This is a genomic window from Levilactobacillus namurensis DSM 19117 (assembly GCF_001434785.1).
Classification (GTDB): domain Bacteria; phylum Bacillota; class Bacilli; order Lactobacillales; family Lactobacillaceae; genus Levilactobacillus; species Levilactobacillus namurensis.
In genome coordinates, this window is record NZ_AZDT01000007.1 from 1 (window position 1) to 24913 (window position 24913).

Consider the following 24913-nt stretch of genomic DNA (forward strand, 5'->3'; position numbering starts at 1 on the left):
GGCATAGGAGCACCCCGTCGGGTAACTTCTATGCCTCTAAGCTTAGTATTTTTTTTACGCCCATTTCCTCGACAATGGCCTTCAACCGTGCTACAGTGGATTCATCGCTTACTAATAGTTAGTAATTTAATGGAGGCCTCTTTCATGACAAACATTGCCCTAATTCTCGGCACCACCCGGTCATCTTCACTGGGCGCCCAGATCTTCAGCTACTTAAAACACCAGTTTCCCAACACCGCGGACGTGACCTACACCTGGCTGGATCTACGCGACTATCCGTTGCCATTCTACGACCATCCCGAGACGCCCCTAGACCGCCCCATTAGTCAGCCGACCGCAACCGAAAAGGCCTGGTTGGACCAACTCGCGGCCCAGGACGGCTACGTGATTTTAAGTCCCGAATACGACCACGCGATTCCCGGTGGGCTGAAGAACGCCCTGGACCTGGTGGGGGCTCAAGTCGACCACAAGCCGGTTCAAGTGGTGACCTATTCCCACTATAGTGATGGTGGGATGCTGGCCGCCGCATCGGTGGTGCCGATTCTCCAGATGCTTAAGATGTTCGTGCTACCAACGCCGGTGCTCCTCTGGAACGCTGACCAGAACTTCACCGCCGAAGGGACCCTCCGACCGGACGTCGCCAACAGTGACCATTTCGCCCAACGACTTCGGGCTGCGTTGGATGAGGTAACCTTTTACAGCCGCTTGCTGAAAGCCCACCCCTACCACGCATAATCCAAAGCAAATTCCCTTAATTTTACGATTGAAGCGTTTATACTCAAAGTAGATGTTTCTAGAAAGGAGTCTTCACGATGTCATTCTTATCGAAACGTTCATTACATTTACCCGCTGCGATCATTGCGGGAACGGCCGCTGGCGTAGTCTCCGGACTGGTCAAGCTGGGCTGGGAAAACGTCCTGCCACCCCGTACTGAGGAACGGGACGCGACGAACCCACCCCAAACGCTGCTCCAACAATTCGGCGTTCCAGCCAAAGTGACCCACGCCACTTACCACTATTCCGGCCACGAGTTGCCTTGGGTCAGTTACGTGATCCACTTCGGCTTCTCGACCACCTTCGCCGTTCTCTACCAGATTCTAGGTGAGAAGATTCCGGCCATCAAGAAGGACGCCGGCACCTGGTTCGGTCTGGCCATCTGGGTCGCCTTCCACTTGGGCATCATGCCCGCCATGGGAACCGTCCCGTCCGCTAAGGAACAACCGGAAGAAGAACATGTCTCGGAAGCTTTGGGTCATGTGATCTGGATGGTCACCAACGACCTAGTCGGCGATGAGGTCTACCGCCGGTTAGTGGCCCAAGCACGCAAGTAAGGTAGGAGGTGCTCGCATGCAATCACCCTGGCAGACCAAATGGCCCGAGCGGATCAGTTATGGCATGAGTGACGCTGCCGATAATCTGGTCTTTCAGATGATGACGACCTACCTGCTGTTCTTCTACACGGACGTCTATGGTCTGTCCGCCAGCGCTGCCGCCATCCTCTTCATCGTCGCCCGGCTCGCCGACGTGGTCGAAAGCCTGATTATCGGGGTCATGATCGACCATACCCATTCCAAGTGGGGCAAGAGTCGGCCGTTCTTTCTCTGGTACGCGTTGCCCTACGTGGCATTCGCCATCCTGACCTTCGTCACGCCACCCTTTAGCGGTACCGGCAAACTGGTCTGGGCCTACGTGACTTACCTGGGCCTGGGCTTCTTCTATACGGCGGTCAACCTGCCCATCACCTCGATTCTCCCGACCCTGACCCACAACGACCAGGAAATGACGTTGTTGGGGGTCATCCGTCAATTCAGCGGCAGTGCGGTGCAAATCGTGGTCGCGGTGTTCACGTTGCCCCTGGTGGCCTTCTTCGGTCACGGGAATCAACAAAAGGGCTTCCTGTTGACCATCGCCGTCTTTGGGGGCATCTCCTTGATCCTGATCTGGAACACGTTCTTCCAAGTTCGCGAACGCTTCACCAGTCCCGACCACCCCACCCAATCCTGGGGCGCCGTGACGCGGATGTTGCGGCAAAACCAGCCTTGGTTGATCATCTCCGTGGTTATCTTGCTGTACTGGTTGACCACGGCCATTAAGAACCAGACCACCATCTACTACTTTAAGTACTTAATGCACCAAGAAAGCTTGGTCCCCATCGCCAACAGCTTCACCTTCGCGGCGTTGATTGGCGTGGTGCTGATCGTCCACGCGGCGAACCACTGGGGCAAGAAGCGGACCATGCTGGGCGGCATCGTCTTGGCCATCATTGGCCAGTTGATCCTATCCCTAGGGACCACGTTCAGCCACCTGCCCACCATCTTCGCGGGCATCCTGGTCAACGCCGTGGGGAATGGCCTGATTATCGGGCTGGTCTCCATCATGATTGCCGACACTATTCGTTACGGCACCGCCTTGGGCATCCAAGCCGAAGGAATCCTGGCGTCGACGGATGACTTCGGGGTCAACGTGGGCCTGGGCCTGGGTGGCCTGGTAACGGCCGGTCTCTTCCACTTCTCCGGTTATGTCGCGAACCGTCCGCAGAACCTGGCGACCCAACACATGATCATTCTCAACTACGCTTGGATTCCACTCCTGTTGTACCTGGTCATGTTGATTGTCCTGCTCTTCTACGATGAAGACCGAATTCACCGGGCCTTAGCGCCAACTCCGACTAAAGGCACCACTCAAAATTAAACCATAAAAATGACCCCCTAGGACGCCACCATCTGGCGACCCTAGGGGGTCATTCTGTTGTTTAGAAATTAGTTAATCGCGACTAGCAGGTTTCACTGGGCGCCGTCACGCCTTGTTCGAAGGCCGCTAAGACTTGTTGCCCATCGGCGATCTGTACCGCGCTGTCCAGCAAGTGCGCATCGTCTTTAATGATGATGTTGTTGTGCTGGAAGTCCAGCGTGAGGCCCGTATCGAAGAAGTACAAGTTGTAGTCCGATGACCATAACTTGAGGCCCCGAGCGTTGTCAATCGCGACCGGATAATCGGGATCCGGATGGTCCAGCGTAATCAGCGTGAACTGGGTCCCAATCGTGCAAGCCCCGCCGTGCAGGGAATACTTTCCACCACCATCGTCCGCAATCAGGATCAAGTCCTTGTCCGTCAGCTGTTTCTTTACCAATAAGTCATAAAACTGATCACTCATCTTTAAACTTGTCATACGCCCGACTCCTTTGTTTGATTACTTACTAATAATAAGTATCCTTAGTATACACGCTATGGGGGCCGTTGCCAAATTTTCTACGCTATTCTGCGAAATTAGCCGTCCGAGGGCGCCCCACCGCCTCTGTCAAGGTACGAATCATCCTAAGATTAGCTCTGCAAAACCTCAGCTGCGCTTGTCATCCGCCTTACCGGACGGCCAGACAATGGTGTAACCCATAGTGTTCACTATTAGGCCACGGTACCCAGGCATATTATTGACGACTATGATCAGTTAAAAAAACTCATCCTAAGTAGGATAAGGCCACAGTGTTCGTTTGCGTGAACCAGACCGTTAACCGTTTGTGACAATAAGTGTATGATGACGTATACCACTGATTCGAGGCCCAATAAAGCTTGCCTGATTAGCAGTCACGCATGTTGTTTAAACATCAGAAAGCACTGTTTTGGATACACTCAATTTAGCCGTGAGGTTGGGCCTGAAGAGGCTCAGTGGTGTCGTTTGGGTTAGTCAGCGTTTTGGGCTGGCTTACCCAAAGGCCGAGCTTGAAGACCTGGGGCTTTCAGGGCTTCAAGTCGTGCCCACCACGCTCCAGCCTCTTCAGGGCCAACCGGTAAGGCGGATGAATGCCACTACCCCTTGGCTCAACGTACGAAAAAAGCCTGGGCACCTAGTCCCAGACTCTTCCACAATTATCTTAGAGATTCCCCATCCGGTTGGTGTGTTTCTCAGAATGCCGGTTGGAGTTCCGCCGTTTATCATGTAAACTGTCAAACCCAACAAAGCCCGCCGCAATCGCATTTTCATTCGCCTTGTGGAGGACGTCGATAAAGTGTTCCGCTTCGTCGCGACCGAAGAAGCCTAACCACCGGTGGAACCGTTCGTCCGTGGCTTGGGCCAGGTTCCGTTGAACCCGACTTCCCGCCGCCGTTAAGGTGATATACTTCACCCGCCGGTCGTTAGGGTCTACTTTTTGCATCACGTAGTTTTCCTTCAGGAGGACGTTGACCTGACGGGCAATCGCGCTCTTGGAGACACCCTCGAGCTTGGCCAGTTCTACCAACGTCTGACCGTTCTTGCTCCGCGCCACGTTCTCCATGACCATGTAAGCTTCAAATGTCAGGTTGTACTTCTGCGTAGGGATCGACACGAAGTCCCCAATGTACTTGAAGATGTGCATGTACAAGTCGTCAAATTCTTGCTTGAGCTGTGCTTCCGTTAACGTGTCATTCGTCGTTTCTGTCATTGTCTTCCCATTACTCCTTTGCGGTCGCGCATCATGCGAACCAAGTCATTGTTTTTGTCTGTCCGGCAGTTCCGTCACGATGTCCCATCAATCTTTGCCAGGTTCAGTGATGATTCTAGCCAAGTATATCACCTGTTATACGATTCAACCATAAAGTAAATTATCCGGTGATGTTAAAAATAGGGCTCCCCAAAACGGAACATATGTTCTATAATAGATTTAATCTTCACTTCAAGGACGTGATGACCATATGCAACCTGCCAGTCAGCAAATTCGATCAACCTTACAAACAGCCTACCAGAAAAACCAATTAACCTCCCTGATTGCCGGAGGACTAACGTATACGGGGACTGTGGACTTTGTGACCCCAACCACTGTTTTCCTGGGATTAGCTGCAGGTCGTTCTTGTGAACTGCCGTTGGCTCAAATCAGCCAAGTAAACTTACACCAATTACGACCATGGTGGTATCTATACACTTAGTGTACCAGATACACCCCTGATAGTATCGCTTCCCTACCCGAAAAAATGAACCTTTTTGAAAAATTGTCGTGATTTACTTTACAATTTGAAGAATCCGCGCGGTTCTAAGCCTAACGCCGAAAAATGGTCTAACCAGAGACCGCCCGGAAAGGTCCTCAAACGACAACAATCTCACCTGATTATACTCCCGTCAGTCAAGAAATAGTAACCCCAATTTGCCCTACATGGTAACATTCCTAATGTTGCATAGAATAACTAGTTCCCATTAAGCAATACTTCGGGACCTGAAATTAAAAAGCTACCGTTCTGTAAATAGGCAGAACGATAGCTTTTTTAGATTACTTGAGGTGTACGTTGCCGTTGGTGGTGACAACGGTGACTTGGTGCTGCGCGGCATCCCCCACCGTCCCAATCTTATGCTGATCATCGTTTAAGTTGAGGTGCACGACTTGGGGTAACGCGACGTGGCCGTGGCGGGTCTTGAGGTCGAAACGGTAGGCCTGGTCCGGGGCAATGGTCAGGTCAACGTTGCCCGCCCCGTCGGCCGCTAAGTCCCCGGTCAGCTGGGCGACATCGACCGTCAGACTTCCGTGATGGGCGTGGAAGGTTCCTCCACCCCGTAACTGGCGCACGGTAAGTGAACCATTGTCGGTGCTTCCCGTTAACTGTCCCGTTAACCCGTCGACTTGGACGGAGCCGTTATGGCTGGTCACCTGGCCGTCACCCTGGAAGTCCGCGATGCGGAGACTGCCATTATGCGACGTTACGGTCAACTGGCCCTGTCCGTGACGGACACCCACCGAGCCGTTTTGACTGCTAACTTGGACCGTGGCCGCCGTAATCTGATCCACCCGGACGCTACCATTGGTGGCTTGGACCTGCACCCCCGCTAGCTGGTTATTGAATAGCTTGACACTACCGTTCGTGGCATGGGCTTCCACCGTGGCGGCCTGGTTTAAATCACTGATTTCCAGGCTGCCGTTCCCTGCATCCAGTTGGACCTTCCCCGTCAGACTAGCTGGCAGGAAGATTTCCGCGCGAATATGCAACGGCCAAAGCCGCGGCCGGTCCCCCTGATGCAGAGTCAATCGGTCCGCTGACCGGTCAGCCTGTAAGTAGTAGCGGGGGTTATCCCGACTCATGTACTCGTTGACCACAATCTGGTCCTGGGCGCTAGGCCCTAACTTAATCGCGGCATCCGGATAGTTGATGACCAGTTGCTGTAAGTCCGTAACCGGAAAATGACGGGTGTTGACCAGCTTTAAAGATTCAACGTAGGTCCGAAAGGTCTGCTTAGCCGTCTGATCCCAAGAAGTCTCGTGCCGGTGATTTCCGGTTGAAACGATCTTCTGGCCGGCAATCCGCACGTTGTCGCCATCAACATCAACTAATCCGTCCGCCACCCGGACATGATCGCCATCGACTTGCACCAGGTTGCCCAGGTGGACCCGATCATGGTCGATGATCTTCTTCCCGTGCCAGGTGATCTGGTCACCATGGATATGTAACCCGTTCCGACCGCCGATGCGAACGTCATCCCCGTTGTGGTCAGCGAAGACCCCGTCATCGTCCGCTTCACGGGACTGATCCGCGTTCCGCGATTCATGATTGGCCTCGTGCGTGGTCTCGGATTGTGCGTTGGTCGTCCCCGTGGCTTCCTTTAAAAGGCTGTCAATGTCACCCAGTTGGGCCATGGCCGCATCAATGGCGGCGTCCACGGCCATTCCCTGATTGATCTTCTCCGAGACGGCCTCGGTCAGGTCGGCCACCAGTTCTTCCTTTAATTCCGTTAAGTCGCGCGAAGCGGGATACCCACTACATAACTGATCCATCCGCGTCCGAATCTCTAACGTCACTTTTTCGTCCATACCTAGTCCTCCTGACTGATCTGCCCAGTAATCAGCTGGTCAATGATGGGCTTGGCCACCCGCCAAGCCGCCGTATTTGCTTGTAAGATTTCTTCTCCCTTAGCGGTAATGTGGTAGTACTTGCGCCGCGAACCCTGGGTCTCGTCCCCCCAGTAATTCGTCACGGCACCGTTCTTGCCTAACCGGCGAAAGACCGTGTAGAGGGTCGCCTCGTTGAGGTCATAGTGGCCGCCGCTCAGTTCGCGGACGCGCTTAGCCACCTGATACCCGTAACTATCGCCTTGATGGAGAATGTTCAAAATAATCGTGTCCGTATGTCCCCGGATGAGATCTTTAGAAATCACCTCAGCCAAACCCAACCAACTCCTCTCGTTCTGGTTGCATTAAATGTATCACCAATTACTGTGTGTGTCAAAGTAATTTATCACAAAAGTTTGCTGCTACCTAAAAGACGCCGAACGCAAATTCACGTTCGACGCCCGTATCCTCGAAATTGTCTAAACTCTAATTGAAAGATTAATCATGACTAGCAACCTAAATGGTCTCCGGAACCGCCAACTAGCACGGTAAGCCGCGAGAAGGCAACGGCTTCGTCGCTAAGCCAAGTCCCCACTCATCACCAGCATCAACATCTGCAACGTCGCCGCGTAGTAATTGTCGGCGGGTTGCTTGGCGGTCAAGAAGGGCAGGTAACGCTGGCTCAAGCCTTCGTGACCCATGGCCTGGGCCGCATACGCTAACGGCGCCGTAAACGCCGGACTACTGTACTTCTCTTGGGCCTGCCCCCCTAGCGTATAGACGGCCTTAATGTCCTTTTGGTGGCTGAAGAAGGTCAGGAGCTTTTCGGCGACTTCCCCACTTAACGGGCTCTTCGACACTTGATAGTCGTAAGCGGCCCGCCACGGGACCCGACAGGCGTTGAACCCATACGCGTTGTCGAACTTCGACGCAATCTGGTTAGGCCGGACATCCTGCAAGTTCAGGTCCTGGTTGGTCACCCGGATGAAGTCCGGAATCAAGCCCGTTGAGTGACGGTCGCTAATCTTCTGGAGAACCTTCTGACTATTTAAGGCCACCTTGATCCAGGCCCCATCCTGCATGTACTTGGCGAACTTACGGAAGTAGGCGGTCGACAGATCCGACGGCCGGATGATCTGGGCACTCTGACGGCTGGTCGCCCAGTTCCCCACCCGCGGCAACTTCGTACGCGGATTGATCTCGTACTTTTCAATATCACTGATCAACTGTTGTGCGAGGGTCTTATAGTCTAAATCGCCGATACTTCCCCACCGTTCATGGGCCAACAGCAAGGCGTAAGCGATGTCCAAGTCGCCATCGGTCGCACTGGTCGCCGCAGCCTCACGGTCCTTCATCTGATGCTGGACTTGTTGCTGGCGCCACGCCATCAGCGCGTTGTGCCGGCCGATCCGGTGGTCGAGATAGTACCGGGTCAGCTGGTCAAAGGTCCGCCGGGTCGCAATCCCGTGTTCCGCGGCCAGCACCGTGATCAACATGCCGTATCCCTGGGCCTCGGACAGGGTCTGCTCAGGACCCTTAGTCGTGGTGCGCACGTGCTTCACTTGGTTCCCACTAAGGTACTCCCGTTGCCATTGGCGGTAATGCTGCTGAATCATGTGACTCTTGACCACGGCAACGGTCCGGGGTCGGTGTTGGGTGAAATAGATGGCGCCAGAAATGGCCAGCGTGACCAGGACCAACAAACTCCCAATCAGCCATTGAAAACGATGATGCCGCATCCCGGTCCCTCCTTAAAATCGTTGCGTCTTGTACCACTGGGTTCGCCGTTTCCCCGTTATCCGGTCGCGACAGATATCCCAGACCGCCGCTAGCGCCACCACGATGAACAGCTGGGCATAGGTAAAGTAGGCCACCAGACTATAGAGAAAGTTCTTAACGGTCGCCTGGCCATAATCGCTGGCTAAGGCAATGTTGAGCTGGAGCAGGTACAGGTAGAACATCAAAAACCAGTTCACCAAAAACAGGAACGCCACCGGACCATCGAGGTTCAACATCGTGTGCAACGCCGGGTTCTCCCACTGCATCAGTGCCAAGAAGCCGTTCCCCAAGAAGGTCACGTTAGAGATAACGATGGCCGCGTTGAACCAAAAGAAGGTGCACATGTAGTACAGCACTTCTAACTTAATGCGCCAGGGGGACCGGTCGAATAGGTGCTTAAGGTTGGCCCCCAGCACCTCATAGTTGCCCCGGGCCCAGCGTTTCCGTTGGTTGTAGTAGGCGAAAAGCGTTTCGGGTTCCTGCTGAAAGGCCTCGGCTCGGTGGGCCAACGCGATTAACTTGTCGCGTCGCATCAGGTTGAACGAGATTTCGGTATCCTCGGTCAACGCCCCGTTGTGCCAACCGCCCAACTCTTGGACCACCTGCTTATTGATGATGAAGTTGGTGCCCGGGATCCGCCCAATCTTAAAGAGTTGCCACAACCCCGTGTGCTGAATCCGCTGAGTGTTGATGATTTCCAGATTGATGCACCGCGTGAGAAAGTTTTGCTGGTAGTTCCGTGTTTTATTGCGTCCAAACGCCGCGGCGTAGCGGTCCGGATCTTCCAAGACCTTCTGGACCAAGAAGTACAGGGCGTTGCGTTCGGGTGCCGCATCCGCATCATACACGCCTAGGTATTCGCCGGTCGCAATCGCTAACGCGTCGTTCAAGACCCCCGCCTTTCCGCCGGTCCCCGTACGCTCAATCACGGTCAGGTTCCGTCCCTGAAACTCGGTCCAGGTCAGTAGGCTTCGGGCCGCAACGGCGGTCCGGTCCTGGCAGTTATCCGCGTAAACCAAGACTTCTAGGCGATCGGCCGGATAATTCAACCGTAAGATGGCTTTGACCGTATCTTGAATCACCAGTTCTTCGTTATGCGCCGGCACCACGACCGTCACCCGGGGCGTGCGCCGTAATGGCGGCAAATTATCCACGTCGGTACGGTGAAGATGGCGCAACAAAAAGAGCACCCCGCCACTCAACGTGACCAGCGTCATCCCGATTGAGACCCAGATAGAAATAATGGACAGCACGTATAAATAATCAATCACGGCCATCCTCCTCAGCGTTGAACCGGTGAATCGTCCGCTGGAAGATCACCCACCAACAACTGGCAAACAGCACCACGGCCAACACGAAAACCCCGGTCATCAAAAAACTCATCCACAGTAACCAATGCACGGTCAACGCCTCCCCTAAATATATTCCTTAACAATATCCGTCTCGGCACTGCGCTCCAAGTTCGCGATAATCTCCTCCGCGTGGTAGTCTTCCAAACGTTCCTGCGTGGACGAAATCTGGCCGATTCGCAACACTAAGCCGTTCCGGGCCAGTCCAAAGTGCCCCCCGATTTCATTAATATGGGCCTTTAACTTACGGCGCAACAGCCCCGCGTTAGCCTCGTCGAGCAACGGGGACTTGATCACAAACTTCCCCGACCCAATATAGTACAGGCGGTCGACGGTAAAGAGCATCCCTTCCAGCTGACGTGCCGTTCCCCGCAACAGGTCGTTGAAGTGGTCGTTCCCCAAGAAGTTGACCACGTTCTCCAAGAAGTCGATTTTGACCATGGTCAGGGTAATCCGGTAGTCTTCGTGATTGTCCGCCAACAGGGCCAGTTCGCGCCGCAGTGCTTGGTCCAACGCAAACCCATTGTAGGCGCCAGTGATAACGTCGAGTTCTGGGCGGTCCCGCTGAACCTTTTGCAGGTACGTGTGCAACGCCTGGCGCTTCATCAACCGGTGGTCGAGTAAATACATCAGGTACGCCGTCAGGGGGGTGATGCTGATCAGCGCAATGGCGCCCCAAAAGTACAGCTGCCGCGTATCGTGCAGAATCAATAGCAGCAGACCCACGCTGACACAAACAAAGGACAGCGCACTGGCCAGGATGATGTAGGTGGTCCGCCCTAGAAATAGTCCGAGTAGAAACGCCCCGGCAACCATCACAAAGTTCTCCCAGGTCCCCGCAAAGATACTCAGGTAGAGTAAGGCGTACTGGTACAGCAAAATAAGTAGCATCCCAAAAAAGACAATGTTATCGACCGTTTTTAACCGCATCCCCGATTCAACTCCTCTCATTGGCCATTAGCGTAGCATGGATTTCCCCGGTCCGGGGCTTTCGCGCAAAAATTGACCAGCCAGGCGTGTCGAGATTGCGTTATAGGGAAAAACGTGGACCCGCATAATTAGTCTGTTAATGTCCCCGGGGACTCTACGCAACGCTTAAGCCTCCCAATTTTTTGCCGTTTTACTTAAGTTTTCGCCAAACCAGCTGACTCCCGGATAGATTGTGCTACAATGAGACCACTTTACAAAAACGGGAGTAATCAATATTATGAAGACATTTCGCAACATTATGAGCTGGGTCGTCCCCATCTTAGTCGCCCTAGCGGCAGTTTTCTTGATTCGGACCTACCTCTTCGAAATGGTCGGGGTCATGGGGGATTCCATGCAGCCCAACCTAGAAAACAAGGAACGGATGATGGTCATTAAGCCCCTCCAAATCAAACGAAATAGTGTCATCGTCTTCGACGCTTACGGCGAAGATCCCACCGCTGCCAAAAACACCAACTACGTCAAGCGGGTCATCGGTCTGCCGGGCGATAAAGTCGCCAGCCACAACGGTAACCTTTACGTCAACGGTCAAAAGGTCAGTCAATCCTACATCAGCGAAGCGGAACGGACGTCGGGAACTGGTAACTGGACCCTGAGTCGCCTGGCTAAGCAACGCAACTGGAAGTATCGCGGCGCCACGGTACCTAAGGGGAAGTACTTCGTCTTGGGGGACCACCGCAGCGTCTCCGAAGACAGCCGTTACTGGGGTTACGTCAGCGCCAAGAAGGTCATGGGTGTCGTCAAGATTCCGTTCTGGCAGAGTACCAAGACCTACCGGACCAACGTCAACAGCATGGCCAACTAACACCCGGTCATCAAAGTTAACCTACAAAAAGGCACGCGCAAATCATTCCGATTTGCGCGTGCCTTTTCATTTTAAAAGCGTCTCACGTTAACTAAACATCTTCTTCGTCGCCCGCATCAAGGTCTTAGGATCCTTATCATACCGCGGCGTCTCAACTAAGTGGTCCATGGAAATTCCGGCAAAGTGGTAAGCCGCCATCTCACCCGAACGAACCGCACTTTGCTCCGTGAAGATCATCTGGTACGGCTGTTCGGCGAACTCACCCGTGAAGGCTAAGTTGGTCGAGTGGGCGGGAATGACTTCTGGCCGGTCCGTCTTGGCCCGGTTATTGAACAGCGCCGAGGCGTACGGCATGTAGACCGGAATGTTGTTCACAATACTGTCGAGGATTTCCGGTTCCTTGGTCTTGATATTGTTCGGTCCCGGGTCGACTTTGGACAGTTGCCCAATCAGTTCCTGAGCCATTTCCTTCCCCGTCATCTTAATGTACTGCTTGTGGACGAATTCACCCGTCCGCCGCGGGTACAGGAAGTAGCCCCAGATGACTGACTCGTTGGGCTTCTGCGTGGTGAAGTGGGGTTGGTGGTGAACCACGATCGACATGTTGACGTCCTTATGCCCCAACGGCGTGATTGGCGTCGTGGACAAGAAGGAGTTCAGCGCGTTGCCGGGAACCTGGGTGGTAATACGGGTGATTTCGTTCAGTAACAGGTGGTTCTTGGTGGTCAACGTGAAGCTGACCCACTCGGAACTCTTCCGGTCGTTGAAGAACTTGTCCGGCGTCCCCAGGTTATAGAAGCGTTCCGTGGCTTTCTTCCAGAGTGCCGCACTGATTCCGTAGTCCATGTTCTCAGGGGCCGGCGTGTTGTAATCTCCCATGGTCGCGGAGTCCGTGATCGACCCGTTGGTGAAGATCACTGCCGTCTCGTCGTCAATCGGGACTAAGTCTTCCGTATCAGTCTCGAGGTTCTTCACGTGTAACCCGGTCACGGTGATTTCATCTTGCAGCTCACTATCCGCGAACTCCCAGTCCGTGACGATCCGGTTGTCTAAGAAGGTGACCCCTTCGCCCTCCAAATATTTAATCAGGGGCAGCATGATACTTTCGAATTGGTTGTAGCGGGTCCGGTTGACCCCTACTAAGTGTTCAATCTGCGTAAATTCATAAATCATCTGGTGCATGTAGCGCCGCAGCTCTTGGGCTGAGCTTTGAACCCGGAAGGCAAACGTGGTCTCCCACATATACCAGAAGTTAGTCTGGAAGATGTGGGGATCGTCCTTAAAGTAGGCCGCAATGGAGACGTTATCTAGCTTAGTCTCTTCATCGTCTGGCATCAGTACCAACTTCGACAGCAAGACCCGGTCCTTATTATTCAGGCCTAACTTCCCACCATCGATAATGCCCTTGCCCCCTTGGAGCAACCGAGCCTTATCAAAGGTCCGGTGGTGGGCGTCAAAGTCGTGGGTGTCTTCCGCGGCCGTCATCCCCGATTCCGTAACCGACGGAATGCGGTCCAACAGATCCATCAAGTCCACGTAAGTCCGGTAGTTCAACATCCGGCCACCCCGAGCAACGTACCCCGTGGTATTGGCCATCGGGTGCGCTTGGTTCCAATATTCGTCGGTGAAGTCGGCGGTTGGCCCGCCGTCGTTAGCTCCGTGGAGGTCCGCCCCGTAGAAAGTGATTTGACTCCCTTGCCAGTGCGCCTCTTGAATCAGATAAACGGCAGCGGCCATGTTCGCCAGGCCGGCACCAATCATTACAGCTTTCGTCTTAACCATAAGAACACCTCCGTATGATTGTAGCGCTTTCACACCCCCATTATGCGTGCCTTAGGTCCCTTTGTAAAGGGATTATCTAGGGAGATTGATCAGCCCTGCGTGGTCCCACCAATTAGCCCGTCACGACTGGATTTCTGCGGTCCGATTGGTCGACCCAGTATTCGGAAAGCCATAAAAAATGGTCGTCATGACTGACGGCCATTTTGAGTACGCTTAGAACTTATCCTTTAGAACTTACCCGCAGTCAACGCAGAAGCTAAGACAAAGCCCTTAGCCTTCTTGGTCGTGACGTACAGGTACTTGACGGTCTTCTTACCTTGCTTAACAGTGATGGCCTTAGTGGCGTAGACCGTCTTCTTGGCAGGCAGAACACCCTTCTTGCTTAACGTGACCACGGACCGGTCAGCGGCGAACTTCCCCGTGAAGTAGGCCGGACGCTTAGTGGTGTAATGGTAAGCCGTCTTCTTGAGCTTCTTAGCACTGACCAATTGATATGTCTTATTGGCCTTCTTGGTCGTCTTCTTGGTGGTCTTCTTAGCGACCTTCGCCGCAGCCGTCGCAGCGACCGTGTCCTTCTTAGCGGTCTTCTTAGTTACCGCCTTTTTTGTTGTGGCCTTTTTAGTGGTCTTTTTGGCGTTGGTCTTCTTGGCCGTTGCTTTCTTGGCGCTAGCCTTCTTAGTGGTCTTCTTAGCAGCGACCGCCTTGCCTTTGGTCAGCTGATCCAACGCGATCCACCCCTTGACCTTGCCGTTAGCGCTCTTGACGTAAACGCAAGTTAAGGTCTTCGCCTTAGTGGTCTTAGTAGCCCGCGTTTTCACAACAATCTTTTTAGTTGCGTAAACCGTGGTCTTCGGCGTTAAAACGCCCTTCTTGCTGATGGTGACCGTTGCTTTGTCGGCCGCGAATAAGGCGTTGTTCAAAGCGGCTTGACGCTTAGCGTGGTATGCCGTCTTCTTCAAGGTCTTACTGCTCAGTAAGGTCAACGTAGTCTTCTTAGCGGCCTTCTTGGTCGCCGCGTAAGCCGTCGTCACACCCGTGTTCACCGGCGCAATTGCACCTAACCCTAAAGGTAATACCATTGCAGCCGCAGCAGCAACCATTGCAACTTTCTTCATCATATTAATCTGCCCCCAAAATAAAATATCAGCTTCATAATTTGATACCTCCGCGAAGCCACTTTAAAGTATAGTCTCCCACCGACCCCAGCGTTCAATTCCGGGGTAAAAACCACCGAGATAGCAAACTAATTAAACAAAATAGCGCTAACATTGTTGATAATCCGGCCTTCAACTTAACCCACTAAAAAACTGCGCACCCGCACCGGATACGCAGCATTTAGCCGAAACGGGCCGTTATTTCTTTCCGTTCTCAGCGTTCAATTGTTTGGTAATCGTCTTGGCAATCAGTGACGTGAAGTGCCGGTTCCCCGTGTTGTTGGGGTGGACGTCATCGTTGACGAACCAGCTGGACTGGCCCTTAGCGGTGGTGTACCAATCAATCACGTGGACGTTCTTGTACTTCTTAGCCGTCTTGTGAATCATGGCGTTCACCTGACCCTGCCACTCACGCGTTGGCACGTGGGCGGTGACCCAGAAGATCTGCCGGTCAGGACCCAGGCCGTGAATGATCTGGTCCGCATTATCCTGCGTGATGGTCCCGTTAGTCCCAATGTTTACCAGTACGTTTTTCGCCAGCTGACCCCGTTGCGATAAGCTGGAAATTACGCCGGGCATTGCGGACGCTTGTCGTCCGACCTGACCGTCCACTACGGCACCAGGGAAGACCTTTTGCAGGTCACCGGAGTCATCCAGGAGGACGGAGTCGCCAATCGCCGTCAACGGCGTGTTCTTACTGGTGTTCAACTCATCGGCGTTTAGGAAGTAGTACTTCGCCGTGGCCTTGTCCGCCTTAGACAGCTTCGCGTAAGCCACCGCTTTGTCGTGCTTTTCCTTGGATTCCGCCGCGGCCAGCTCCCGTTGCTTCTTAGCCGCCGCGGCGTTCTTCTTCTGCGCTTCGGATTGCCGCTTGGTAATGGTCTTCTGTAGGGCCGTTTGCTTGGGTGCTGCCGGCTGTTGCACGAAGCCGGTCATGGTCAGGACCAAGCAGAGGGCGGACAGCACACTGATGGTGCTGGCGATCCGGTGACTGCCAGGGTTCGACAAGATGCGCTTCAAGTCCCGGAAGGTGTTCCGGTACTGGTACCGCCGTAGCGGGTTCTCGATCCAGCGATAACTGGCTTCCGTGACCAGCATAATCAAGATCACTTCAATGATCGAGTTGATCAACGGATGGTTGCCGATATTTTTCACCCGTGCCTCGTAGAAAATCATCACGGGGAACTGGTAGAGGTAGATCCCATAACTGCGTTTCCCAACGTAATCGAAAAGCGGGTTCGACAGGATCCGGTTCATGTCACTGCCGGGATGGGCCACGGTCCCCACTAGGACGGCCGATAAGACCGTGAACCAGAACATGCCACCACGGTAGGTGCTAGGCGCCTGACCATTCATGGTGAAGAACATGTAGACCACGGCGACCAGCGAAATCAAGCCCGCCGCATCCAGTAGCATCCGGTGGGCACTACTGATGTCATCTCGTAATTTATAAGCGGGCCAGATGAAGGCCATGCCGGCCCCAATCAGGATCGCAAACATCCGCGTGTCCGTCCCGTAGTAGACCCGGTTCAGGTTGTTCGGGTCGAACAACAGCGCCATAGCGACCGCTGAAACTACGGCTAAGGCCAGAAGAATCAGCATGGACCGGAACTTGTTTCGGACTAATAACAATAAGGCCAGGACCACTAGGGGCCAGACTAAGTAGAATTGCCCTTCAATGGACAGGGTCCAGAGGTGGGTGAACGGCGATTCGCCGTTAAACCGGTCAAAGTACGACTGCCCGTGGTTGATCTCAAACCAGTTATAGACGTACAACAGGTTCGTGGTCACGGTTCCGCGAATGTTGACCAGAAGTGACCGCTGGAACAGCGTAATGTACGCCGTCGTTCCCAGTAGCATCGTGACCAACGCGGGATACAGTCGCTTGACCCGCCGCTCATAGAAGCTCTTGATATTAATCCGATCATGCGTTTCAAATTCTTGAATCAAAAGATAGGTCACGAGGTAGCCCGAAATCAGGAAGAAGATTGGGACCCCCAAGTACCCACCTTGTAATGACGACGGTACCAGGTGATAGATGATCACCCCTAAGACTGCCAGTGTTCGTAATCCGTCGAACCCGGTGATGTACCGCCGTTTGTGATTGGCGCGTTGACTTCGCCAGGACGCACGCGTAAGTGGCGTGTTCCGTTGATTCATAATTTCTCCCCCTCAACTCAATACCAGTTAGCGGTTTCCCAACACGGGTCATCCCACCAACTGTCCTTATGCCAAAATGATTTATTCTCTCAAATATGATTTAAAATTTAACGGTGTTCAGACTGTCGGCGGCCGGAATGGTCCCGGCAAGCGCCGTTTATCGCACGTTTTGCTGAACAGTCCCAATTTTATATTGTTTTGTGACCAGACACAACGGTTTTCGCCTAAAAAGTAAATTTGTAAAATTTGCCATCAGCCTAGGATTCACAAGGGATTAGCCTAGACCACCAGCTAATGGTACCCCCTCAAGCATATTGTGCAATTAATGTTTAACCCTATTAGTTTAATTCAGTTGCTTAACAAACGGGCTTCGCGACGAACCATGGTATACTATCAGGTAAGTTTTCATGGTGTTTTCAAGTTGTTTTGGATTACGGCATTTCAGAGGAGGAATTACAGATGTCTCAAGTCACCCCGTTCACGGCCGGCGCCGTGCGGCAGTTTCCCAAAGTTGAGTTGCATTGTCACTTAGATGGTTCCCTGTCCTTACCCGCCCTCCGGCAGATGGCCGCCGTCACCGGCGACGACTTACCCGTTAGTGACGCCGCACTGCGGCAACTGGTGTCCGCGCCCATGACCACGGTGAGTCTCATCGATTACCTGAAACGGTTCCAGGTGGTCACCGATCTGATGCAGACCACCCGGCAACTCGAAATCGCTGGGTATGATATGGTTCGAACCGCTGCGGCGGACGGCCTAATCTATCTGGAGACCCGCTTCGCCCCCAGCCTCTTTACCGACCGCGGTCTCACCCTAGCCCAGGGGATTCAGGGCGTCTTGACCGGACTCCACCGGGGAACCGCGGACTTCGGGGTCCCGGTCAACGCCATCATCTGCGCCATGCGGGACCGGCCCAACGCCGAATCGGCAACCGTCTTCCGGACCGCCGCTGAATTTGCCGACCAAGGCGTCGTGGGCTTTGACTTCGCCGGCGATGAGGTCCACCACCCCACCAGCGACCTGACCAGCGCCATTCAAGCGGGGCTAGCGACCGGACTCCCCTGCACCCTGCACGCGGGGGAAGCCGGACCCGCCCAGAACGTGGCCGACGCCTTGACCTTAGGTGCTCAGCGTATCGGTCACGGCGTTCACATGAGTCAGCACCCGGCCGTCATCGCCCAAGCCAAAGCCGCCCACGCCACCATCGAGACCTGCCTGACCAGTAACCTTCAGGCCAAGGCCGTCGCTGGTTACGCGGACTTTCCCCTCAGTGAATTTCTCAGCGCGGGGCTCGCCGTCACCATCAACACGGACGACCGGACCGTCTCCCAGACGGACCTCACCACCGAGATTATGGCGCTCCACACCCACTACGGGCTCGACTGGTCCCTACTCACGCAACTGACGCGTAACGCCATCAACGGCGCTTTCATCCCCGCCGACCAAAAGGCTGCACTCTGGCGACAAGTCCAAGCAGCTCAAGCCTAGGCCCACCATTGGGTCACCCGTTGCGTCACCGTTTCTTTCACCCCCGACTTATGTTAAAGTAACTTCTATCAAGGAGGTTGCTTCCCCATGAAGATCGTTTACCCTTATCAAGACGCCTTCGAACGCGACCTGGCGCAACGAGACATCGCCCAGGCCACCCGGGACGAATATACGTCCACGCTAAAAGACTTCTTCCATTACTTAGAAAACTTCAACCCGACTTATCAACGCGAGCACCGGGTCAACCAGCTTCAGACCCAAGACGTTGAGCAGTACTTAGCCATGCTGACTGATAGCCGGCAGATTCTAAATGCGACCTATAATAAGGTCCTGTCCCACCTCAACGTCTACTTCAAGTTTCTCTTCTCGCATAACTGGACGCCCTACCTGCCCACTTTAGACCTCAAGAGTAAGCCCAAGGAAGAGACCCGTCCGGTCAACTTCCACTGGGTCGATGATCTGGCGGACCTGCTGGCTGATTCGCGGTTGCACGTTTACACCCGGGCGGTCCTGTTACTGACCGCCCACGGGTATCCCGCGCGCGTCTACTTGCACCCCAACTTCACGGCGACCCTAAAGACCAGTGACTGGCCGGCCGACCAACAAGCGTTTCTTCAAACCTGGCACCGCTTCGTGGCCCCCTTACAGGACCGCTTCCAGTGTGCCGACTGGTTGCTGAAACAACGCGCCGCCGCGGACCCGCACCTGACGCTTCCGGGATTGCATAAGTACTTACGGCCCGACGAAGCCATCGTGGGCTTTCGGCTGAGCCCCTCGACTCTGTACCAGGGCTACTTAGTCAACTATCTGCGGCGTCATCCCCGGTTGTCCGACCGTGAGGCGACCCAGCAGCTCCACCTGGAGCCCGATTCCATCGACTATTACCGTAAACTCGCGCGCCAGGCGCTCTGATATCCAACACCCGCCTAACTTTAGGGGGGTGTTTTTGTGACGCCTCAACACAAGGCTATCTCTGAAAATTAAAAACCATCCTGTCTAATTTTGTAAGCGTTACCCATTGCGCTCTGACGGCTTTGGGCGTACACTGAAGTTAGTAAATTCAGTAGCTCACAAGGGAGGCCATTCAGATGGGAAGCACTGCGACACTGATTACCTGGTCCGTCATGTTACTCTTGATTGGCGGTGAAATCATTCGGGGAATCTTTATGTTTCGTCATTAACTTAATTATTTCTGCCAGCCGGTATTGCGGCTGGTTTTTTGTTTTTTAGGGGTCCATCAGTCTGACCTTATTTCGCAATAAGCCCCACCCGAACCATCGGCCACCCGCGTCATGCTACCTACATAAGGGAGTTTTTTGATGTCCACATCGCAAGCACTCAATCAGCTACGCCACCAGCAAGCCCAGCAGACCGCGCCAGTCCTGGCTACGGACCTGACCAGCGAATTCACCGAGACCCAGGTCTTCAACACCAGCGCGGGGGACATCCCCGTCTATTCGCGGTGGCCCCACTTTCACGCCGCTACCGGCATGGTCATCAACCTCCACGGCAACGGCTTCATCTACCCGCACACTGACCGGGACGCGCTCTTCTGTAAACAACTGTGTCTGGCGGCCAACGTGGCGGTCTTCGACGTAGACTACCCCCTAGCCCCTGAGCACCCCTTCCCAATTCCGCTAATGGCCGCCTTCGAGACGGTCCAGAAGATTCAAGACCGGTACCGCGAACAGTTGGGGTGGCCGACGCTCATCGGCCACAGCACTGGCGGGAACCTGGCGGTGGGGACCCAGTTGTTGGCCCTGCGGCAGGGAAAGCCCTTGGCCCAACAGGTAATCCTCGACTGTCCCTTACTAGACCTCGATGCGGACCCGCTGACCAAACGCCTGCCCCACACGACCTGCTCTTCCGCCAGTCTGGATGCCGTCCAGGCCACCGCGGATTACTACCGGCCCCAAGGCGAGATCGACAACGTGTTGATCTCTCCCAGCAAGGCCACGACCGCGGACCTCACGAACTTTCCGGAAACTTTCCTGTTGACCGCCGACCAGGACCCGTTGTTGACTGAAGGCGAGGCGTTCGGCCAACAACTGATCGCGGCGGGCAGCAAGGTCACCGTTCGCCGGTACGCCAACTCCCACCACGGTTTCACGGTAGCGGGAACTGGCAACTCAGCCCTGGCCTTGCATGACATTGCGGCGTTGTTGGATTAAAGGCCTATTGGTAACCGTTCAACTAAGACTAATCCTGATAAAACCAAAAAATCGCTCGGGGCCCTTTAACGGGGTTCCGAGCGATGCTGATTCTTACCATAACTACGTCTTAATTTTTCGATTCGACGACAGTCGAGAGTCGAGATTCAACTTAAAGCCAACGTCAGTTCAGACACAACCCGCTGGAACGTTGCAATCAACCCAATCGTCAGCCCTGTCTGGCCACCCGGTAAGGCGCTGACCAGCACAGTGGTTAAGGGTTTAAAGTTTAGCTTACCGTAACGCAAAGACCGCAGTCTGAAGCGTCAACCGTTGAATGGCTGGGGCGACTTTGGTCGGGCGGCTAAAGGTCTGGTGACTGCTGAACAGGGTGACCGGCGTCTGGGTGCGGTAAGCGACCTCCTGCGTCACGCCCGTCTGGGGATCCCGGACCGTTAACGTGGCGACCTGGTCGTTAGCCTGGACCCGTCCCGCCTGCAAGGCCGCTGGCGTCAATGTTGGCTTGAAGGACGTGGTGATCTGACCACCATCCTGTCCCTGCGTGGTCCACGACCCCACCTGGGAAGTGTCCGGCACCGCTTGGACCGTGGTACCGTTAGCCAGCTTGACTGAACGGTTGGTCAGGTGCACGGGCTGGAGCTGATACTGCTTCTGGACCTGCTTGACCAGCTTGTTCATGGCGGTAAACGTGGTGTTGCCGCCCAGAATCGTGGCAATCATCCGCTCACCGTCGACCGTGAAGGTGGCGGTGAAACACAGGTTGGCGTTTTCCGTGTAACCGGTCTTCAGACCATCGATGTGGGTGTCCTTATCGTAGTTGGCTTGCCCCTTCAGGCTACCGTTTTCGTTGAAGATCTGGGTGCCGTTGACCCGCGCCTGAGTCTGACTAGAGATCTTAGTGATCTGCGGATCCGCTTGAAGCAGGTGCTGGGCCACGATTGAGATGGCCTTAGCCGAGACCAAGTTCTCTTCCTTAGCTCCCGTCCCCGGCAAGCGGTAGTTGTACTTGTCCAAATCGGAGTTATCTAGTCCCGATGAACTGATGAAGTGGGCGTTAATGCCCCAGGCCTGGCTCTGCTGGTTCATCAGCTGGATAAAGGCTGCGTTGCTCCCGGCAACGTAGTCCCCTAACGCCGACGCCGCACTGTTCGACGAGGCGACCATCGCGGCTTCGACCAGTTGGCGGACCGTGAACTTGTCGCTCGATTTCATCCGCAGTGAGGAGAAGACCGAGTTATGACTCAGACGAATCAGGTCACTATCGATGGGAACCTGATCATCCCAATTGATTTTACCGTCGTTGATGGCTTTGACCGTTAGATAGACGGTGAGGAGTTTAGTTAATGAGGCAATGGGATACTGGTGGTTGGCGTTCTGTTGGTACAGGACCTGACCGCTCTGGGCATCCATCACGTAAGCCGCCCGCGCAGGGACTTTTGAGATTTTTGAGCTGGCCGCTTGTGCGGTGGTGGCAGGAAGGGTTCCGGTGACCACCAGTAGTCCGACACTTAGCCGCACCAACCAACGTTTTAAACTTTTCACAAGTAGCGTCTTCCTTTCAATATAAAAATGACCATCCTTCATTATACGAAGTGTAACAAGAAAAGCTGAGAAATCCGCTAATCTTGCCAAAAATTTAACCGATTATCAAATTAATTGTAAAAACCGTCATCTAATCTCAAAAATGGTCAAAGCCCTTTTCTTGACACTTTTGGATTACAGATGTAAACTCTAAATAATCAAACCGAACGTAAAGGAGCTGAGTCCCCAATGGCAACTACTGAACTAACTGCGACGATTTCCGACGCCGAATGGCGGGTCATGCGGATTGTCTGGACCTTAAAACAAACGGATAGCCGTACCATCATTGACCTGCTAGAACAACAGCACGATTGGAAGGCCCCGACCATCAAGACCTTGATCGGCCGGTTGGTCAAAAAGGGCGCGCTGGCCACCCAAAAACAGGGGCGGCAATTCATCTACACCCCACAGATCAGCGAACAAGCGGCCATGGACGCCGCACTGATGAACGAATTGAACCAGATGTGTGCGATGCACCGGGGAACTGCCCTGGTGCACACCATCGACCAGCTGGAACTCAGCCGCGCCGACGTTCAAGAATTAATCACGCATTTACAAGCCAAGCTCGCCACCGCACCGGAAGAAGTCGACTGCGACTGCCTACCGGACGGGTGTGAAGGGAGTTGTGCCAATTGAACGATAAGCACCCAATGAACCAAGATAATCTCGGGATGCACGCTGACCACAGCCAACACCTCAGTCACGATATGGACCACATGGCGACCAACCAGATGCCCATGGACCACATGGACATGCACGGCGACATGGGGGATATGGACATGGGCGGCGGGCACATGATGCACATGGGGAACCTCAAGCGTAAGTTCTGGGTCTCCTTGATCCTGACGATTCCCATCGTCCTCTTGTCGCCAATGATGGGTATGCGCTTGCCGTTCCAGCTGACGTTTCCCGGCAGTGACTGGGTCGTCGCGCTAATCGGCACGCTGCTCTTCTTCTACGGCGGAGCCCCCTTCTTCAGCGGGGCCAAGGCGGAGATTGCCCAGAAGAAGCCGGCCATGATGACCTTGATCACCATGGGCGTCGGCGTCGCCTACATCTACAGCCTCTACGCCGTAATCGCCAATGACCTCTTTCAAGTGACCCCGGTCGTGACCGACTTCTTCTGGGAACTGGCCACGTTGATCGATATCATGTTGCTGGGGCACTGGATCGAAATGAACACGGTTATGAACGCCGGTTCGGCCGTTGATTCGCTAGGTAAACTACTTCCCCAAACGGCCCACGTCCTAGGGGCGGGTGGACAAGTCACTGACCTTAATTTAGCTGACTTACAAGTCGGCCAAGTGGTGGCTGTCCGGGCCGGTGAACAGGTCCCGGCCGATGCGCAGATTCTGACCGGACACTCCGACATCAACGAGTCACTGGTCACCGGAGAATCGCGGGCCGTGGCCAAAACCGTGGGCGATACCGTGATTGGCGGGTCGGTCAACGGAACTGGGACCTTTACCGCCAAAGTCACGGGAACCGGCGACTCCGGCTACTTGGCTCAGGTCATGGACCTGATTCAAAACGCCAAGCAGTCCAAGTCGAAGTCCGAGAACCTCGCGAACCGAGTCGCGGGATACCTCTTCTACGCCGCGCTGTTCGTGGGTATCCTAGCCTTCATTATCTGGGTCACGCTGACTAGCCTCCCCGTGGCCTTACCCGTAGCAGTCGCCGTCTTCGTGATTGCCTGCCCGCACGCTTTAGGCCTGGCCGTTCCCCTAGTCGTCGCTCGGAGTACCGCCCTCGCCGCACAAAACGGCCTATTGATCCGGAACCGAGACGCCATGGAACAGGTCAACCACCTGAAGTTCGCGCTAATGGATAAGACCGGGACCCTGACGCAGGGCCACTTCACGGTCAACCACCTGGTCAGCTTAGACCAGCAGCACGATGACCAAGCCATCCTCCAATTGATGGCCAACCTGGAGAGCGGGTCCAGCCATCCCCTAGCCACCGGTATCCTGACCGCCGCTAAGGCCGCCGGGGTGACCGTCACGGCTGCGGAGGATCCGCACCAGGTGACTGGAATGGGCCAGTTTGGGACCATCGCCGGCACCGAGTACGGCTTAGTTGCCGTCAACTACCTGGACCAACACCACTTGGCTTACGACCACGACCAGTTCGCGGCCTACGCCAGTGAAGGCAACTCCATCAGTTTCTTAGTCGCCAACCAGCAAGTCTTGGGCCTAGTCGCTCAGGGTGACCAAATCAAGCCCGCCGCCAAGCAATTGGTCACGGCGCTGAAACGCCAGGGGATCACGCCGGTCATGTTGACCGGGGACAACCAGGAGACGGCCGAAAAGGTCGCCCACGCGGTCGGCATCACCGACGTCCAGGCCCGCCTGTTGCCCGAAGATAAGGAACGCTTGGTCCAACACTACCAAGCTAAGGGCAAGGTCCTCTTCATCGGGGACGGGGTCAACGACGCGCCTAGTCTGGCGCGCGCGGATATCGGCATGGCGATTGGCTCCGGGACGGACGTCGCGCTGGAATCCGCCGACATCATCCTGGTCGCCAGCGACCCCGCCGACGTGATCCAGTTCTTAGACCTCGCCCGGGCCACGAACCGCAAGATGACCCAGAACCTCTGGTGGGGGGCCGGATACAACTTGATTGCCATCCCCTTAGCCGCCGGGGTGTTAGCCCCAATTGGGTTCATCTTGGATCCCATGGTCGGTGCCGTGGTGATGTCCCTGAGTACCATCATCGTGGCGATCAACGTCATGACTTTACGGGTCAAGCGACCCGCCTAACGCATAGCACTCCCCCTAAAACTCATAAAAACCGCGTTCAGCACCTTTGAACGCGGTTTTTGCTGGTGCGCGTGGTATGCTGAACCCAGAAACATTTTACGCAAGGAGGCGTC

General features: G+C 54.6%; 21 protein-coding genes. 9 read left to right on the forward strand and 12 right to left on the reverse strand.

The annotated features are described in order from the left end of the window. Nucleotides 1-144 precede the first annotated feature (144 nt). From FD30_RS01300 to FD30_RS01310, 3 genes are all read left to right on the forward strand, one after another. Nucleotides 145-735, forward strand: coding sequence for an NADPH-dependent FMN reductase (locus FD30_RS01300; protein ID WP_056943581.1), 591 nt, complete (start codon nucleotides 145-147; stop codon nucleotides 733-735). 77 nt (nucleotides 736-812) lie between these two features. Beyond that, the gene (locus tag FD30_RS01305) at nucleotides 813-1331 is read left to right on the forward strand and encodes a DUF1440 domain-containing protein (protein WP_056943582.1); all 519 of its coding nucleotides are present in this window, start codon (nucleotides 813-815) and stop codon (nucleotides 1329-1331) included. Between the two features lie 16 nt (nucleotides 1332-1347). Beyond that, nucleotides 1348-2691: an MFS transporter gene (locus FD30_RS01310; protein WP_056943583.1), complete on the forward strand. Its 1344-nt coding sequence runs from the start codon at nucleotides 1348-1350 to the stop codon at nucleotides 2689-2691. Between the two features lie 82 nt (nucleotides 2692-2773). Here FD30_RS01310 and FD30_RS01315 read toward each other — a convergent pair whose 3' ends face one another. The 8 genes from FD30_RS01315 to FD30_RS01345 form a co-directional block, all read right to left on the reverse strand. Next, nucleotides 2774-3169 carry an iron-sulfur cluster biosynthesis family protein gene (locus FD30_RS01315; protein ID WP_056943584.1) on the reverse strand — a complete coding sequence of 132 codons (396 nt, stop codon included), beginning with the start codon at nucleotides 3167-3169 and terminating at the stop codon, nucleotides 2774-2776. Between the two features lie 700 nt (nucleotides 3170-3869). Continuing rightward, nucleotides 3870-4418 carry a MarR family winged helix-turn-helix transcriptional regulator gene (locus tag FD30_RS01320; protein ID WP_056943585.1) on the reverse strand — a complete coding sequence of 183 codons (549 nt, stop codon included), beginning with the start codon at nucleotides 4416-4418 and terminating at the stop codon, nucleotides 3870-3872. 819 nt (nucleotides 4419-5237) lie between these two features. Further along, nucleotides 5238-6767, reverse strand: a complete 1530-nt coding sequence (locus FD30_RS01325) for a DUF4097 family beta strand repeat-containing protein (protein WP_056943586.1) — start codon at nucleotides 6765-6767, stop codon at nucleotides 5238-5240. Nucleotides 6768-6769: 2 nt separating this feature from the next. Continuing rightward, nucleotides 6770-7120, reverse strand: coding sequence for a PadR family transcriptional regulator (locus FD30_RS01330; RefSeq protein WP_024747406.1), 351 nt, complete (start codon nucleotides 7118-7120; stop codon nucleotides 6770-6772). A gap of 243 nt (nucleotides 7121-7363) precedes the next feature. After that, the gene (locus tag FD30_RS01335; protein WP_056943587.1) at nucleotides 7364-8524 is read right to left on the reverse strand and encodes a family 8 glycosyl hydrolase; all 1161 of its coding nucleotides are present in this window, start codon (nucleotides 8522-8524) and stop codon (nucleotides 7364-7366) included. A gap of 12 nt (nucleotides 8525-8536) precedes the next feature. Then, nucleotides 8537-9841 carry a glycosyltransferase family 2 protein gene (locus FD30_RS01340; protein WP_371862356.1) on the reverse strand — a complete coding sequence of 435 codons (1305 nt, stop codon included), beginning with the start codon at nucleotides 9839-9841 and terminating at the stop codon, nucleotides 8537-8539. After that, nucleotides 9828-9965: a hypothetical protein gene (locus FD30_RS11495; protein WP_156652546.1), complete on the reverse strand. Its 138-nt coding sequence runs from the start codon at nucleotides 9963-9965 to the stop codon at nucleotides 9828-9830. Before FD30_RS11495 ends, FD30_RS01340 begins: the two co-directional genes overlap by 14 nt. 14 nt (nucleotides 9966-9979) lie before the next feature. Then, entirely contained in the window at nucleotides 9980-10843 is an 864-nt protein-coding gene (locus FD30_RS01345) for a diguanylate cyclase domain-containing protein (RefSeq protein WP_056943588.1), read from the reverse strand. Between the two features lie 277 nt (nucleotides 10844-11120). Here FD30_RS01345 and lepB point away from each other — a divergent pair, with 277 nt between their 5' ends. After that, entirely contained in the window at nucleotides 11121-11705 is a 585-nt protein-coding gene (gene lepB, locus FD30_RS01350) for a signal peptidase I (RefSeq protein WP_056943589.1), read from the forward strand. 87 nt (nucleotides 11706-11792) lie between these two features. Here lepB and FD30_RS01355 read toward each other — a convergent pair whose 3' ends face one another. The 3 genes from FD30_RS01355 to FD30_RS01365 form a co-directional block, all read right to left on the reverse strand. Continuing rightward, a complete protein-coding gene (locus tag FD30_RS01355) occupies nucleotides 11793-13487 on the reverse strand; it encodes an oleate hydratase (protein ID WP_056943590.1) in 1695 nt (564 codons plus the stop codon). Between the two features lie 227 nt (nucleotides 13488-13714). After that, nucleotides 13715-14605, reverse strand: a complete 891-nt coding sequence (locus FD30_RS11690) for a hypothetical protein (RefSeq protein ID WP_056943591.1) — start codon at nucleotides 14603-14605, stop codon at nucleotides 13715-13717. A gap of 234 nt (nucleotides 14606-14839) precedes the next feature. Next, nucleotides 14840-16801, reverse strand: a complete 1962-nt coding sequence (locus FD30_RS01365; RefSeq protein ID WP_056943592.1) for an acyltransferase family protein — start codon at nucleotides 16799-16801, stop codon at nucleotides 14840-14842. A gap of 459 nt (nucleotides 16802-17260) precedes the next feature. Between FD30_RS01365 and add the strand changes: the two genes are divergently transcribed. The 3 genes from add (at nucleotide 17261) to FD30_RS01380 (ending at nucleotide 20460) form a co-directional block, all read left to right on the forward strand. Then, on the forward strand, nucleotides 17261-18289 hold the full coding sequence (gene add / locus FD30_RS01370; RefSeq protein ID WP_056943593.1) for an adenosine deaminase: 1029 nt from the start codon (nucleotides 17261-17263) through the stop codon (nucleotides 18287-18289). Nucleotides 18290-18376: 87 nt separating this feature from the next. Next, nucleotides 18377-19201: a site-specific integrase gene (locus tag FD30_RS01375; protein WP_056943594.1), complete on the forward strand. Its 825-nt coding sequence runs from the start codon at nucleotides 18377-18379 to the stop codon at nucleotides 19199-19201. A gap of 407 nt (nucleotides 19202-19608) precedes the next feature. Then, nucleotides 19609-20460 (forward strand): alpha/beta hydrolase fold domain-containing protein, encoded by an 852-nt coding sequence (locus tag FD30_RS01380; RefSeq protein WP_056943595.1) that lies wholly within the window; start codon nucleotides 19609-19611, stop codon nucleotides 20458-20460. A 273-nt stretch (nucleotides 20461-20733) separates the two neighbouring features. Here the strand turns inward: FD30_RS01380 and FD30_RS01385 are convergent, their stop codons facing one another. Further along, the gene (locus tag FD30_RS01385; RefSeq protein WP_056943596.1) at nucleotides 20734-22002 is read right to left on the reverse strand and encodes a D-alanyl-D-alanine carboxypeptidase family protein; all 1269 of its coding nucleotides are present in this window, start codon (nucleotides 22000-22002) and stop codon (nucleotides 20734-20736) included. A 228-nt stretch (nucleotides 22003-22230) separates the two neighbouring features. Here FD30_RS01385 and FD30_RS01390 point away from each other — a divergent pair, with 228 nt between their 5' ends. Both FD30_RS01390 and FD30_RS01395 read left to right on the forward strand, forming a co-directional pair. Then, nucleotides 22231-22677: a CopY/TcrY family copper transport repressor gene (locus tag FD30_RS01390; protein WP_056943597.1), complete on the forward strand. Its 447-nt coding sequence runs from the start codon at nucleotides 22231-22233 to the stop codon at nucleotides 22675-22677. Nucleotides 22678-22712: 35 nt separating this feature from the next. Continuing rightward, nucleotides 22713-24800 (forward strand): heavy metal translocating P-type ATPase, encoded by a 2088-nt coding sequence (locus FD30_RS01395; protein WP_082604766.1) that lies wholly within the window; start codon nucleotides 22713-22715, stop codon nucleotides 24798-24800. Nucleotides 24801-24913 lie beyond the last annotated feature (113 nt).